14 protein-coding genes are annotated in these 14,250 nt (G+C 64.8%); 11 read left to right on the top strand and 3 right to left on the bottom strand.

Annotated elements, in window-relative coordinates; all coding sequences use genetic code 11:
• Positions 1–8: 8 nt before the first annotated feature.
• The 5 genes from nadC to AC4K8G_RS04690 all read left to right on the top strand — a co-directional run bounded on the left by nadC (position 9) and on the right by AC4K8G_RS04690 (position 4,025).
• On the top strand, positions 9–857 hold the full coding sequence (gene nadC / locus AC4K8G_RS04710; protein WP_491733016.1) for a carboxylating nicotinate-nucleotide diphosphorylase: 849 nt from the start codon (positions 9–11) through the stop codon (positions 855–857).
• 107 nt (positions 858–964) lie between these two features.
• Complete coding sequence (locus AC4K8G_RS04705) at positions 965–1,564, top strand: hypothetical protein (RefSeq protein ID WP_491733015.1); 600 nt, start codon at positions 965–967, stop codon at positions 1,562–1,564.
• Positions 1,565–1,687: 123 nt separating this feature from the next.
• On the top strand, positions 1,688–3,094 hold the full coding sequence (locus AC4K8G_RS04700) for an NAD(P)H-dependent flavin oxidoreductase (RefSeq protein WP_491733014.1): 1,407 nt from the start codon (positions 1,688–1,690) through the stop codon (positions 3,092–3,094).
• On the top strand, positions 3,094–3,573 hold the full coding sequence (locus AC4K8G_RS04695) for an SH3 domain-containing protein (RefSeq protein WP_491733013.1): 480 nt from the start codon (positions 3,094–3,096) through the stop codon (positions 3,571–3,573). Before AC4K8G_RS04700 ends, AC4K8G_RS04695 begins: the two co-directional genes overlap by 1 nt.
• 35 nt (positions 3,574–3,608) lie before the next feature.
• Positions 3,609–4,025 carry a RidA family protein gene (locus AC4K8G_RS04690; protein ID WP_491733012.1) on the top strand — a complete coding sequence of 139 codons (417 nt, stop codon included), beginning with the start codon at positions 3,609–3,611 and terminating at the stop codon, positions 4,023–4,025.
• Here AC4K8G_RS04690 and AC4K8G_RS04685 read toward each other — a convergent pair whose 3' ends face one another.
• Positions 4,026–5,213, bottom strand: coding sequence for an acetyl-CoA C-acyltransferase (locus tag AC4K8G_RS04685; RefSeq protein ID WP_491733011.1), 1,188 nt, complete (start codon positions 5,211–5,213; stop codon positions 4,026–4,028).
• 104 nt (positions 5,214–5,317) lie between these two features.
• Between AC4K8G_RS04685 and AC4K8G_RS04680 the strand changes: the two genes are divergently transcribed.
• Positions 5,318–6,472 (top strand): isovaleryl-CoA dehydrogenase, encoded by a 1,155-nt coding sequence (locus AC4K8G_RS04680; RefSeq protein ID WP_491733010.1) that lies wholly within the window; start codon positions 5,318–5,320, stop codon positions 6,470–6,472.
• Here the strand turns inward: AC4K8G_RS04680 and AC4K8G_RS04675 are convergent.
• Complete coding sequence (locus tag AC4K8G_RS04675; RefSeq protein ID WP_491733009.1) at positions 6,469–8,538, bottom strand: M13 family metallopeptidase; 2,070 nt, start codon at positions 8,536–8,538, stop codon at positions 6,469–6,471. The two genes, AC4K8G_RS04680 and AC4K8G_RS04675, sit on opposite strands and share 4 nt — an antisense overlap.
• 117 nt (positions 8,539–8,655) lie before the next feature.
• Here AC4K8G_RS04675 and AC4K8G_RS04670 point away from each other — a divergent pair, with 117 nt between their 5' ends.
• From AC4K8G_RS04670 to AC4K8G_RS04650, 5 genes are read left to right on the top strand one after another with little or no spacing between them, the layout of a single operon-like run.
• Complete coding sequence (locus tag AC4K8G_RS04670) at positions 8,656–10,257, top strand: carboxyl transferase domain-containing protein (protein WP_491733008.1); 1,602 nt, start codon at positions 8,656–8,658, stop codon at positions 10,255–10,257.
• Between the two features lie 2 nt (positions 10,258–10,259).
• Positions 10,260–10,649: a hypothetical protein gene (locus AC4K8G_RS04665; protein ID WP_491733007.1), complete on the top strand. Its 390-nt coding sequence runs from the start codon at positions 10,260–10,262 to the stop codon at positions 10,647–10,649.
• Positions 10,646–12,508: an acetyl/propionyl/methylcrotonyl-CoA carboxylase subunit alpha gene (locus AC4K8G_RS04660; protein ID WP_491734411.1), complete on the top strand. Its 1,863-nt coding sequence runs from the start codon at positions 10,646–10,648 to the stop codon at positions 12,506–12,508. Before AC4K8G_RS04665 ends, AC4K8G_RS04660 begins: the two co-directional genes overlap by 4 nt.
• Complete coding sequence (locus AC4K8G_RS04655; RefSeq protein WP_491733006.1) at positions 12,501–13,013, top strand: superoxide dismutase family protein; 513 nt, start codon at positions 12,501–12,503, stop codon at positions 13,011–13,013. Before AC4K8G_RS04660 ends, AC4K8G_RS04655 begins: the two co-directional genes overlap by 8 nt.
• Before the next feature lie 47 nt (positions 13,014–13,060).
• On the top strand, positions 13,061–13,699 hold the full coding sequence (locus AC4K8G_RS04650) for a hypothetical protein (protein WP_491733005.1): 639 nt from the start codon (positions 13,061–13,063) through the stop codon (positions 13,697–13,699).
• Here AC4K8G_RS04650 and AC4K8G_RS04645 read toward each other — a convergent pair.
• Positions 13,696–14,241: a hypothetical protein gene (locus tag AC4K8G_RS04645; protein ID WP_491733004.1), complete on the bottom strand. Its 546-nt coding sequence runs from the start codon at positions 14,239–14,241 to the stop codon at positions 13,696–13,698. The genes AC4K8G_RS04650 and AC4K8G_RS04645 overlap by 4 nt on opposite strands.
• Between the last annotated feature and the right edge of the window lie 9 nt (positions 14,242–14,250).

The raw sequence follows: 14,250 nt of genomic DNA, 5'->3' as shown, positions 1-14,250 counted from the left end.
GCGGCTACATGACCCTACCGGCCGGCTTCGATCTCGACGACTTCGTGCAACGCGTGCTGGCCGAGGACCTCGGCACCGGCGGCGACATCACCTCCAGGGCGACGATCGATGCCGATGCCCGCTTCACCGCCCAAATGAACGCGCGGGAGCCAATCGTGCTTGCCGGCGTCGAGATTGCCGAGGCATTCTTCCGGTCACTCGACCCCGACGTGCAGATCGAACTGGCCGCCGCGGACGGCGAGAAGATTCAAGCCGGCGGGTCGATCATGCGCATGGTCGGCAATGCCCGGGCCATGCTGACCGCAGAACGCCCCGCACTGAACACGCTTCAGCATCTGTCCGGGATCGCGACGCTTAGCCGCCGCTATGTCGACGCGATTACAGGAACTGGCGCGGTGCTAATTGACACGCGCAAGACAATTCCGGGCCTGCGGCTACTCGACAAATATGCGACGCGGATGGGCGGCGCTCAGAACCACCGGATGCGGCTCGACGACGGCGTGCTCATCAAGGACAATCACGTGGCCGTCTGCGGCGGCGTCGCTGAAGCGGTGCGCAAAGCGAAGGCGGCGGCGACTGGCCTCCAAGTCCAGGTCGAAGTCGACCGCATCGACCAGATCGAACCGGCACTGGCGGCAGGCGCGGATCGCCTGCTCCTCGACAATATGCCGCCGCCGGTACTGCGCGAGGCGGTCGCGCTCGTTGGCGGACGCGTGCCGCTCGAGGCGTCGGGCGGAGTCAACCTCGATACCGTCCGCGCAATTGCGGAGACGGGCGTGGACTTCATTTCGGCCGGCCGCATTACGCAGTCTGCGCCCGCCGTGGACATCGGCCTGGATTATGCGCTGAGTCGTTAAGCAAACGGAACATTATTCATTGAAATGACAGGTTTTCAGGAGCAACCGAGTTCGCTGAGTCGGTCGCTTCCCCTCCGTGACCGATGCGTCGTCCGAGGAGTATTTCGATGAAGAAACTAATCGCCCTTGCGCTTTCGACTGCGCTTGTCGCCATTCCCACCGCCGCTAGCGCTCGCCACCATGATGGCAACCGCCACTGGGATCGCAATAGCGGCCGTTATTACGGCAGCGGCTACCGCAATTACGGATACGGCTATGGGTATCCGCGCACGGTGATCTCGGTCGGTTACGGTTACGGGTCGCCCTACGGCGGCTACGGCTACGGTTATGGTTCGCCCTATGGCTACGGAGGCTATCCGGGCGGCTATGGGGGTTATCCCGGCGGCTACGGGGGTTATGGATACGGCAGCCCGTATGGCTACGGCTCTCCCTACGGCTATGGCAGCCCCTACGGGTACGGTTATCCGTACGGCGGCCAATATGGATACGGCTACCCGTCAGGGTACAATGGATACGGCTACAACGGCTACGGCAACCAATGCGCCAATCCTGCGGCCGGCGCCGCGCTGGGCGGCGCCGCGGGAGCCGCGATCGGCGGCGTGATTGCCGGCAACGACGGCCACCGCAACAACACCGGTGAAGGGATCGCGATCGGCGGAATCCTCGGCGCGGTAGTCGGCGGCGCGGCTGCTTCGAGCAACTGCTAAACGGGACGAAATAGGCGGGGTCCCGGAACCGACCGGGGCCCCGAGCACTTTTTTCGCGCAATAAGCGCCAAGCTTTTCTATACGGGCGCCAATACAGGCGCATGCGCGCTCGGGAGACGGGTTTTGTTCAAGGGCCTCAAGCCCATCCTTTACGGCGGACGCGAGGTGTGGCCGCTGGTTGAAGGCGGCAAGGGTGTCAGCGCCACCAATCATGCCAGCAGTGGTGCTTGGGCTGCGGCTGGCGGCATCGGGACGGTCAGCGCCGTCAATGCCGACAGCTACGATCCCGAAGGCCGGATCATCCCGCAGGTCTATGAAGCGCTTACCCGCAGAGATCGGCATGAAGAGCTGATCAAATATGCCGTCGACGGTGCCGTCTCTCAGGTCCAGCGCGCCTATGAAATGGCCAGCGGCAAGGGCGCGATCAACATCAACGTGCTGTGGGAAATGGGTGGCGCCCAGCGCGTCCTCCACGGCGTGCTGGAGCGGACCAAGGGCCTCGTCACCGGCGTCACCTGCGGCGCCGGCATGCCCTATAAGCTCTCGGAGATCGCGGCGTCTTACGGCGTCAGCTATCTGCCGATCATCAGCTCGGCGCGCGCCTTCAGCGCCTTGTGGAAGCGCGCCTATCACAAGGCGGCGGAATGGCTCGCGGCGGTCGTCTACGAGGATCCGTGGCTCGCCGGCGGGCATAACGGGCTCAGCAATGCCGAGGATCCGCGCAAGCCGCAGGACCCCTATCCCCGGGTGAAGGCGCTGCGCGAAACGATGCGCGAAAACGGCATCGCCGACAGCGTTCCGATCGTCATGGCCGGCGGCGTGTGGCGGCTGGACGAGTGGGAGAATTGGATCGACAATCCGGAGCTCGGCCAGATCGTCTTCCAGTTCGGCACGCGGCCGCTCCTGACTCAGGAAAGCCCGATCCCGCCCGAGTGGAAGGCCAAGCTGTTGACGCTCGAGGAAGGCGACGTGCTGCTGCACCGTTTCTCGCCGACGGGCTTCTATTCGTCGGCAGTGCGCAACCCGTTTCTGCGCAACCTCGAAGCGCGCAGCGAGCGCCAGATCGCCTACACCAAGGAATCGATCGGCGATCACCATTTCGAGCTCGACGTCGGCATCGGTACCAAGAAGCATTACTGGGTTACCAAGGGCGACCTACAGCATGCCCGCGAATGGTATGCGCAAGGCTTCACCAACGCGATGAAGTCGCCCGATGACACGCTCATCTTCGTGACGCCCGAAGAAGAAAAGCAGATCCGCGTCGACCAGGCCGAATGCATGGGCTGCCTGTCGCAGTGCGCGTTCTCGTCCTGGGCCGACAATGAGAAGAATTCGACCGGTCGCCTCGCCGATCCGCGCAGCTTCTGCATCCAGAAGACGCTTCAGGACATCGCGCATGGCGGCCCGGTCGAGCAGAACCTCATGTTCGCGGGGCATGCCGCTTTCCGCTTCAAGTCCGACCCATTTTACTCGAACGGCTTCATCCCGACCGTGAAGCAGCTCGTCGATCGGATTCTGACGGGGGCCTGATGTTCAATCGGGGGGCAATCGCGGCAGCGTTGATCGTCGCGGCTGCAGCGCCCGCCGCTGCGCAAGACAAGAAGCCACCTTACTGGGCCTCGATCGCGAGCGGGCAGGCGATGATGCGCACCGGGCCCGCGCGTAACTATCCCGGCACCTGGCTCTATCAACGCCGCGACCTGCCGGTCCGCGTGCTCAAGACCTATCCCAACTGGCGCCTCATCGAGGACCCAGACGGCACGCAGGGCTGGATGCTCGTGACGCTGCTCAGCGACCGCCGCACGGCGATCGTCAAGCAAGGCGATCCACGTCCGGTCAGGATCCAGCCCGATGATGGCGGAAAGGTCCGCTATCTCGCCGAAGCCGGGGTCGTCGGCCACATCGACCATTGCGCCAACGGCTGGTGCCACATCGAAATGGGCAAGCGCGACGGATTCATGCGCACCACCGATCTGTGGGGCGTCGGCGAGAATGAGGTGGTCGATTGAAGCGCATCGCCGCAATCGCACTTGGAGTGATCTGCATGACCAGCCCGGCTGATTCGGCGCCACGCCCGCCTATCCAGCATTACGGAACTCCGACGCTGAACGGACAGCGCCTGCCATTCTCGAGCGCAGTGCGGGTGGGGGATATCCTCTATCTATCGGGCGCGATCGGCCGCGGTCCCGACGGCAAACCGCCCGAGGGGATAGAGGCGCAGACCAAAGCGACGATGGACGACATCGGCAACACGTTGAAGCTCGCTGGCCTCGGCTATGACGACCTGTTCCACTGCACCGTGTTCTTGAGCGACATGAAGAACTGGGCCGCGTTCAACGAGGTCTATCTGACCTATTTCCCAGATGGCCCGCTTCCCGCGCGCAGCGCGGTTGGCGTCAACGGCCTCGCCTTGGGCGCACTGATGGAAATCGAGTGCCAGGCCTACGCGGGGCAGAAGTAGCTAGACGAGCTCCACCGCGATTGCCGTCGCTTCGCCGCCGCCAATGCACAGGCTCGCGACGCCGCGCTTCAGGCCGCGCTCCTGCAGCGCCGCAATCAAGGTCGTGGTGATGCGCGCGCCGCTGGCGCCGATCGGGTGACCGAGCGCGGTCGCGCCGCCGTTCACGTTGATCTTGTCGTGCGGAATGCCGAGGTCGCGCATCGCGATCATCGCTACGCAGGCGAACGCCTCGTTGACCTCGTAGAGATCGACATCGTCGACGCTCCATCCGGCCTTTTCCAGCACCTTGTGCAGCGCCGGCACTGGAGCCGAGGTAAACTTGGCCGGCTCCTGCGCGTGCGCGGCATGGGCAACAACGCGGGCGACGGGCTTCTTGCCGAGCTTGTCGGCAACGCTCTGCCGGGTCAGCACCAGCGCCGCGGCGCCGTCACTGATCGATGACGAGGTCGCCGCCGTGATCCGCCCGTCCTTGGCGAAGGCGGCGCGAAGCTGCGGGATCTTCTCCGGATTGCCCTTGCCGGGCTGCTCGTCGACGTCGACCGTGACTTCGCCCTTGCGGCTGACCACCGTCACCGGCGTGATTTCCTTGTCGAACTTGCCGCTGCTGATCGCTTCGTTGGCGCGGCGCAGGCTCTCGATCGCGTAAGCGTCCATGTCCTCGCGCGTGAACTGATATTCGGTCGCAGCTTCCTCGGCGAAGGTGCCCATCGCCCGGCCCGGTTCGTATGCGTCCTCGAGGCCGTCGAGCATCATGTGGTCGTAGACCGTGTCGTGACCGATGCGCGCGCCGGAGCGATATTTCTTCGACAGGTATGGCGCGTTGGACATGCTCTCCATGCCGCCCGCGACGATCACGTCGGCCGAGTTGGCGGCGAGCATATCGTGCGCGAACATCGTCGCCTGCATGCCCGATCCACACACCTTGTTAATCGTCACCGCTTCGGCCGAGCGCGGAAGTCCGGCGCCCAGCGCCGCCTGGCGCGCCGGGGCCTGGCCGAGGCCCGCCGACAGCACATTGCCCATGAACACCTTGTCGACCTGGTCGCCCGAAAGCCCTGCGCGCTCGACCGCCGCCTTGACCGCAGTCGCGCCGAGTTCGGTTGCGCTCACTCCGGACAGGGCGCCCTGGAAGCTGCCCATCGGCGTGCGGGCGTAGGACAGAATGACGATCGGATCGGAATTGGCCATGGATGAACTCCGGAGTCGGGATGTTGCAGTGCACATAAGACTGCGGCGTCGCTTGTTCAAACGCCAACGCGGGTGCTAGTCGCCCCAGCCGAACAGGAGACCTTATGTCCGAACCCGCGCCGCTCGATTTCGGCCTCGGCGAGATGGCTGACACCATCCGCGAGACGACCCAGCGCTTTGCCGCCGACAAGATCGCGCCCATCGCTGCCGAGATCGACGAGACCGACAAATTTCCCCGCCACCTGTGGCAGCCGATGGGCGAGCTCGGGCTCCATGGCATCACGGTCGAGGAGGAGTTTGGCGGGCTGGGTTTGGGCTACCTCGAACATGTCGTGGCCCAGGAAGAAGTGGCGCGCGCCTCTGCGTCCGTCGGTCTCAGCTATGGCGCCCACTCCAACCTCTGCGTCAATCAGATCCGTCGCTGGGCTAACCCCGATCAGAAGAAGCAATTCCTGCCCAAGCTGATCAGCGGCGAGCATGTCGGCGCGCTCGCAATGAGCGAGGCAGGCGCCGGCAGCGACGTCGTCGGCATGAAGCTGAAGGCCGAGAAGAGCGGCAACGGCTACCGCCTCAATGGCACAAAGTTCTGGATCACCAACGGCTCCGAGGCAGACACGCTCGTCGTTTACGCCAAGACCGGCGAGGGCAGCCGCGGGATCACGGCCTTCCTGATTGAAAAGGAAATGACCGGCTTTTCGATAGGCCAGAAGGTCGACAAGCTCGGCATTCGCGGCTCACCGACCGCTGAGCTGGTCTTCGACGATTGCTTCGTCCCGCCCGAAAACATCCTCGGCGAGGAGAATAAGGGCGTCGAAGTGCTGATGAGCGGCCTCGATTATGAGCGGACCGTGCTCGCGGGTTTGCAGCTCGGGATCATGCAGGCCTGCCTCGACGTCGTGCTACCCTACGTCCGCGAGCGCAAGCAGTTTGGAAAAGCCATCGGCACCTTCCAGCTGATGCAGGCCAAGATCGCCGACATGTATGTCGCGCTGAATTCATCCCGCGCCTACGTCTACCAGGTCGCCAAGGCGTGCGACGCGGGCAAGACCACGCGCTACGACGCGGCGGGCGCAATCCTGCTCGCGTCGGAAAACGCCGTGAAGGTCGCTAACGAGGCCGTGCAGGCCTTGGGCGGCGCGGGCTACACCAAGGACTGGCCCGTCGAGCGTTATTATCGCGATGCCAAGCTGCTCGACATTGGCGCCGGCACCAACGAGATCCGTCGCATGTTGATCGGCCGCGAGCTGATCGGCGTTTAGCCCCAGACCTTCACCCGCTGCTCGGGCGCGAGGTAGAGCTTCGCGTCGGGCTTCACGCCAAAAGCCTGGTACCACGCATCGAGGTTACGCACCGTCAGCGCCCGGAATGGGTCGGGCGCATGCTCATTGGTCGTCACGATGTTGCGCAGGTAGCCGTCGCGCATCTTACTCGCGTGGGCCTGGCCGTAGGCAATGAAGAAGCGCTGGTCGCCCGTCAGCCCGTTAATCACCGGTGCGGGCTTGCCGTTCAGCGATGCGTGGTAGGCGTCGTACGCCGCGCTTAGCCCCGCGACGTCGGCGATATTCTCGCCAAGCGTCAGCTCGCCGCGCACGTGCAGGCCAGGCAGCGCCTCATAAGCGTCGAACTGCTTTGCAAGCGCAGCGCCTGCTTCCTGAAAGCGCTTGAGGTCTGCTGGTGTCCACCAGTTGCGCAACGCGCCGGTCGCGTCGAACGCCGCGCCATTATTGTCGAAGCTGTGGCTGATCTCATGGCCGATGACTGATCCGATCGCGCCATAGTTGAAGGCCGGGTCGGCGCTGGCGTCGAAGAACGGCCGCTGGAGGATGCCGGCCGGGAAGTTGAGCGCGTTCTGCACCGGCAGGTTGACCGCGTTCACGGTCTGCGGCGTCATCCACCATTCCTTGCGGTCGGGCGCCTTGCCGATCTTGCCCAGCTGGTGCGCATATTCGGCCTTCTGCGCGGCGATCTGGTTGGCGTAGGCGCTGGTGCCAAGCTGGAGCGAGCCATAGTCGCGCCAGGTATCGGGATAGCCGACGCCGACCTCGATATTCTCGACCTTCTTCAGCGCTTCCGCCTTGGTCGACGGCGCCATCCAATCGAGCGCTTTCACCTTGGCCGCGAACGCCGCCTTGATGTTGGCGACCATCTGCTGGACCTCGGTCTTGGCCGACGCCGGGAAATATTTGTCGACATAGGCTTTGCCCATGGCATCGCCGAGGTTGGCGTTGACTGCTGCGAGCGCGCGCTTGTCACGCGGCAGCTGTTGCGGTTGGCCATTCAGCTTCCCGCCAAAGAACGCGAAATTGGCCTGGTCGATTTTCGACGGCAGCACGTCGGCATGGCTGTTGATCTGGTGGAACACCAGCCAGTCCTTCCACGCGTCGAGCGGCTGGCTCGCGACCAGCGCGGACAGGCCACGGATCGCATTGGCCTCATAGGCGTCGAACTTGTCGTAACCGCCAAGCTGCGCCGCGTTGAGGAACCGGTTCCAGTCGAGCCCCGGCGCATTCTTCTGGAAGTCGGCGCGGGTCCAGATCGCCGCGGCCTTGGCGTAATCGTTCGCTTCCTCACGCGTGACGTGCGCCTCGGCGATCTTCATTTCTAGGTCGTAGATGCGCTCGGCGCGGGCGGCTGCATCGGGCACCCCGGCAAGCGTCAGCACCTGCTGGATGTACGGCTTATAGGCGGCGCGGATGTCCACCATCTCCTTGTCGCCGGACAAATAATATTCGCGGTCGGGAAGCCCGAGCCCGCCCTGCAGCACATAGGGCACGACTTCGCCCGGCGTCGCCAGGCCCTGGGTCACGAAAATGCCGAACAGATTCTCGGTGTTGAAATCGGTCGCGTTGAAGGGATCGACGTCGGCGCGGATCTGGCTGCCCAATACTTCCGCCAGCTGGCCCTTGTCCTGGATCGCCATGAACCGGTCGAGATCGGCTTTCACCGGCGCCATGCCTGCGCTGTCGATCGCCGCCTGGTCGTTATAGGCCTTGAAATAGCTGACGATCCGGCCCTCGTTCGAATTGGCGTCGGGGTTGGACTTGAGCAGGGAATTGATGAGGTCGAGGTTCTGCTTCTCGACTGCCTGCCGCGCGGTGAAGAAGGCGCCGATGCTGCTGCGGTCCGCCGGTATCTCGTTGCTCTTCACCCAATTGCCGTTGGCGTAGAGGAAGAAATTGTCCCCGGGAGCGACCGTCTTGTCCATCGCCGCAAGGTCGACCCCGACCGCGTTTCCTGCCTGCTCCTGGTCCGCGGACCCAAGTTTCGAATTGCACGCGCTGAGCGCGAGAGCGGATACGAACAAAAGAAGCAGCGGTTTTTTCATGGCGGTCTTTCTCCCCAGACCAGTTGAGCCGCCGCTAGAGGCCTTGCTTTGCAAAGGCCGCAAGCACCGGCTAGGCGAGCGGCACTGCTTTTCGACCAACGGATGGCTGGAGGTTTTTTGAGCGCGCCGCCTATCGAGAGCAAAATCGCAACCGACAGCGATGAGTTCCGGACGCGCGACAGACATAATCGCGCGCTTGCCGAGAAATTGCGCGACGATGTCGCCCAGGCCGCAAAGGGCGGGAACGAGAAAAGCCGCGAACGCCACGTTTCCCGCGGCAAGCTGCTGCCGCGCGATCGCGTCGAGCGGCTGCTCGATCCGGGCTCGCCGTTCCTCGAGATCGGTCAGCTCGCCGCCTGCGACATGTACGAGGGCGAGGTGCCAGGCGCCGGCCTGATCGCAGGGATCGGCCGCGTTTCTGGCCGCGAGGTGATAATCGTCTGCAACGACGCGACGGTCAAAGGCGGCACTTACTATCCGATGACGGTGAAGAAGCATCTCCGCGCGCAGGAGATCGCGCTCGAGAACCGCTTGCCGTGCGTCTACCTGGTCGACAGCGGCGGTGCGAACCTGCCGCACCAGGCCGAGGTGTTCCCCGACCGCGACCATTTCGGCCGGATCTTCTTCAACCAGGCGCAGATGAGCTCCAAGGGCATCGCCCAGATCGCGTGCGTCATGGGCAGCTGCACCGCCGGCGGCGCCTATGTCCCGGCGATGAGCGACGAGAGCGTGATCGTCCGTAACCAGGGCACGATCTTCCTCGGTGGCCCGCCGCTGGTGAAGGCCGCGACCGGCGAGGAGATCAGCGCCGAGGACCTCGGCGGCGGCGACCTCCATGCGCGGAAGTCAGGCGTGGTCGATCACCTCGCCGAGAATGACGAGCATGCGCTGACGATCGTGCGCGACATCGTGTCCACGCTTCAGCCGGAAGCCGGCGCGAGCCTCGAGCTGCGCGAGCCGCGTCCGCCTTTGTTCGATGCGGAAGAATTATACGGTGTCATCCCCGAGGATGTGCGCGCACCCTATGACGTGCATGAGGTGATCGCCCGCATCGTCGACGGCTCCGAATTCCACGAGTTCAAGCCGCTCTACGGCTCGAGCTTGGTCACCGGCTTCGCCCACATCTGGGGCATGCCGGTCGCAATCCTGGCCAATAACGGAATCCTGTTCAGCGAGAGCGCCGTCAAAGGCGCGCACTTCATCGAGCTTGCCTGCCAGCGCCGGACGCCCCTGCTGTTCCTGCAGAACATCTCAGGTTTCATGGTCGGCGGCAAATATGAGGCGGAGGGCATCGCCAAGCATGGCGCCAAGCTGGTCACCGCCGTCGCCACCGCCAGCGTGCCCAAGATCACAGTGCTGATCGGTGGCAGCTTCGGCGCAGGCAATTACGGCATGTCCGGTCGCGCTTATTCGCCGCGTTTCCTGTTCACCTGGCCCAACAGCCGCATCAGCGTGATGGGCGGCGAGCAGGCTGCGTCGGTCCTGGCGACCGTCCACCGCGACGCTGACAAATGGACGCCGGCGCAGGCCGAGAAGTTCAAGCAGCCGATCCGCGAGGAATATGAAGCGCAGGGCAATCCGTGGCACGCGACCGCGCGGCTGTGGGACGACGGGATCATCGACCCGGCGCAGACCCGCGACGTGCTTGGCCTCGCCTTCGCCGCAACGCTGAACGCGCCGATCCCCGACCGGCCGCAGTTCGGCGTGTTCAGGATGTGACGATGCTTTTCGCGTTTCTTGCTGCCGCCACGGCCCAGTGCGCGCCGGTCGATCTCGCGCTTGGCGAGATGCCCGCGAGCTATCGAGGCAGGCGCTTTCGCGAAATCTCGGCGAGCTTCGCCGTGGCTTATGCCCAGGCGTGCAAGGAAGGACTGCTGAAGGGCAAGTCGCTCGCATCGTCGCATCGGCTGGTGCTGCTCAACGCGCCGGAAGCCAACGTCGCTTCGATCTACTCAGTCAAGGGCCGGACGGTGCTCGAATATTATTTCGTGACTGGTGACGGCAAAACGCACGTGCCGAGCGCGGCGGAGCTTCACGAGGCGATCTACTGCACAATGCACGGCGCGTCGGCGAAAGAGCAGGAGGAGAGCGGCCGGTGCCTGCCCGATTGATGAAGTCGCTGCTCATCGCCAATCGCGGCGAAATCGCGTGCCGCGTCATTCGCACGGCGCGGGCGCTCGGGATCCGCACGGTCGCGGTCTATTCCGACGCCGACGCCAAGGCCCTGCACGTGCGCATGGCCGACGAAGCCGTTCCGATTGGGCCCAGCGAAGCGCGCGAATCCTATTTGCGCGGGGAGAAGATTATCGCGGTCGCCAAGTCGACCGGGGCCGAGGCCATCCACCCGGGCTACGGCTTCCTCAGCGAAAACGCCGACTTCGCTGCGGCGGTGATCAAGGCCGGGCTGATCTGGGTCGGGCCGAAGCCCGACAGCATTCGTGCAATGGGCCTCAAAGACGCGGCGAAGAAACTGATGGCCGACGCCGGCGTGCCGGTGACGCCGGGCTATCTCGGCGAAAACCAGGACCCCAAGCACCTGAAAAAAGAAGCCGACGCGATCGGCTATCCGGTGCTGATTAAGGCGGTTGCCGGCGGCGGCGGGAAGGGCATGCGGCGGGTCGACGCTGCGAAGGAGTTCGACGACGCGCTGGAAAGCTGCAAGCGGGAAGCCGCGTCCAGCTTCGGCGACGACCGCGTCCTCATCGAAAAATACATCCTCTCGCCGCGTCACATCGAGGTGCAGGTGTTCGGCGACAGCCACGGCAACGTCGTCCATTTGTTCGAGCGCGATTGCTCGCTCCAGCGCCGTCACCAGAAGGTGATCGAGGAAGCGCCGGCACCGGGCATGGACGAGGCGACGCGCGAGGCCGTGTGCGACGCGGCGGTGCGCGCTGCCCAAGCGGTGAATTACGAAGGCGCGGGCACGATCGAGTTCATCGCCGACGCGTCGAAGGGCCTCAAGGCCGACCGCATCTGGTTCATGGAAATGAACACGCGGCTGCAGGTCGAGCATCCGGTGACCGAGGAGATCACCGGGCAGGATCTGGTTGAGTGGCAGCTGCGCGTCGCGTCAGGGGAGAAGCTCCCGCGCAGCCAGGACGAGCTCTCCATCAACGGCCACGCAATCGAGGCGCGCCTCTATGCGGAGGACCCGAGCAAAGGCTTCCTGCCGAGCGTCGGCAAACTCGAACATTTCGACCTTGGCGATGACGGACGGATCGAGACCGGCGTCGAGGAAGGCGACTCAATCTCGCCCTTCTACGATCCGATGATTGCCAAGCTGATCGCGTATGGCGACGATCGCGATGACGCGATCGACGCGCTAGCGGACATGCTTGACGGCGTCGAAGTGTGGCCGGTCCGGACCAATGCTGCCTTCCTGTTCAATGCGCTCACCCACCCCGATTTCGAAGCGGCCAGGCTCGACACTGGCTTCATCGAACGGACCATCGATGCGCTTGTGCCGGAGTCCGAGCCGGATGAGGCGGTTCAGCGCTCCGCGGCCGCCGTCGCAATCCTAGCGGCGGAGGAGGAGGCGCCGCTCCCCGGCCGCGCCGGCTTCCGCCTCAACGCCGCGCCTCGCCTTGCCGTCGCGCTGAGCGGGCGCGCTGTCGCGCTCGGCGAGGAAGACGAGATCGCTGACGTTGCCGGCTTTGCGGACGATTATCGAGTGGTCGTGTTCCGCGAAGGGCAGGCATTCGAATTCGCGCTGGGTTCCCGCGGCACTGGCACGTCGCACGGCGCCCACGACGGCGAGATCGAAGCGCCGATGCCAGGCAAGGTGACCGCGGTCGAAGTCAAGCAGGGAGAGAAGGTCGCCAAGGGTCAGCGCCTCCTCACGCTCGAGGCGATGAAGATGGAGCACGGGCTGACCGCGCCGTTCGACGGCATAATTGCGGAGCTTGCGGCCACGCCCGGCGTTCAGGTTTCCGAGGGTCAATTGCTCGTAAAGGTAGAAGCCGATGCGTAAGCTGCTTTTCCTGCTCTCGCTTTTGCTCCCGGGCTGCGCGCCGGTCGAGCCGGCCGGCGGCCCGCCCATGCCGCTGATCAATGCGCTCGGCGCACCGATCGGCACCGTCCGCGCTTGGCAAACGGCCGGCGGGGTGACGTTTCGCATCGATGCGAGTGGCCTGCCGCACGGCGTCCATGGCATCCACGTCCACGCAGTGGGCCGCTGCGACCCGCCGGAATTCACCACGGCCGGCGGACACTGGAATCCGACTGGTCACAAGCACGGCATGAACAGCCCGGCCGGGCCGCACGCCGGCGATCTTCCCAATGTCGAGGTCGCGGCCAACGGCGTGCTCGGCGCGACAGTGACTTTGCCGGGAGCGAGCATGGCGAACCTGCTCGACGCGGATGGTGCCGCGCTCGTCCTCCACGCGGGGGCGGACGACTATGTCACCGATCCCAGCGGCAACAGCGGCGCGCGAATCGCCTGCGCCGTGATCCTGCCCCAGGCGGAGATTCGCTGATCCCGCTTTAAACCGGTGTTAGCCAAGCGCGTTTTAGAGCGCGGACGATGCTGAAATATTTCCTCGTTGGCCCGTTGATCAGTGCCGCGGCTTACGGCGCCGGAGCCTATTACGGCGCGGACGCGGAGCAGGTCGTCAACAAGAGCCCGGACACCGTCTATTCAGCGCTGTCGAACATGGTCGATGGAAGCATCGAGCGTGACGCCGGCATTACCCGCGAGGACGGCCGGCGGATCGATACCGACCTCAAGCTCGCCGCATCCGATCCCGGCAGGAGCATGACGATGCAACTGCTGCTCGATGGCCAGCCTGGCGTGAGCGCGGACGTTAGTTTGTCACCCCAGCAAGACGGCAAGGCGACCCTGGTGGCGGTGAAGCTCCACGCAAACCATGCGGTGCTCCGCGACAAGCTGGCCGGAAGTCCCCAGGCGCGGCTCGGCTATGCCCCCGACTGGCTGCTCAACCTCACCTTCCGCCCGGTGCTTAAGGCCTTGGGCGAGGATATCGAGAAGGAGCAGGGGTTCGCCAGCTTGCCCGGCTTCCACAGCCAGGCGGAATGGGAATCGTCGCTTCCCGCCGACCAGCAGCAGGACCTGCAGCAATGGCGGCAATATGATGCGACGCGCCCGACCAGCGATCCGAACGCGGCCGCGCAAAACTACATGGGCAGCGCCGGCGCGAACTAGTCGCGGCGCTTGACCCTGACGTCGGTCACATAGCCGCGATAATCCATGCTGCAGCGGAAGCTGAGGTCGCCCTGGCCGGCATAGCGCGGGTCGATGATTCCCGGGTTGTACATGCCGTAGCGCAGCCCGCTGTCGAGCAGCCCGCGAACCCGCAAGCCGCCATGCGAGCGCCGCTCGACGCTGGTCACGGCCGTCAGCCTTATGTTGTTGTAGCCCCACGGCCCGTAGCGGTCGTAGCCCTGGCGGAGATACGGCCGCGTGTTGCGCACGGCCTCGTTGACGGCGGCATCGGCGCAGCGGCTGACCGCGCCGCGATCGTGCACCGAATAGCGGTTGCCGAGCAGCCCATCGATCATCTGGCCGATGACGTTGCCGGGGCCGTAGCCCTGGCTAGGGTAACCCGGGTAGCCGGGGTAAGTCTGGCCCGGATACGGATAGGTCTGGGGCGGATAGGTCGGCGGCGGATAATATTGCGCGGGCAACGGCGCGGCGACCCCGCCGGCAAGCGCGGCGGTCGTCAGCATCTTGGCGAACTTGGTCATGGTCCCTCC

It is taken from the genome of Sphingomonas sp. SP3 (assembly GCF_058514305.1).
This window is presented reverse-complemented; position numbering and strand designations above follow the sequence as displayed.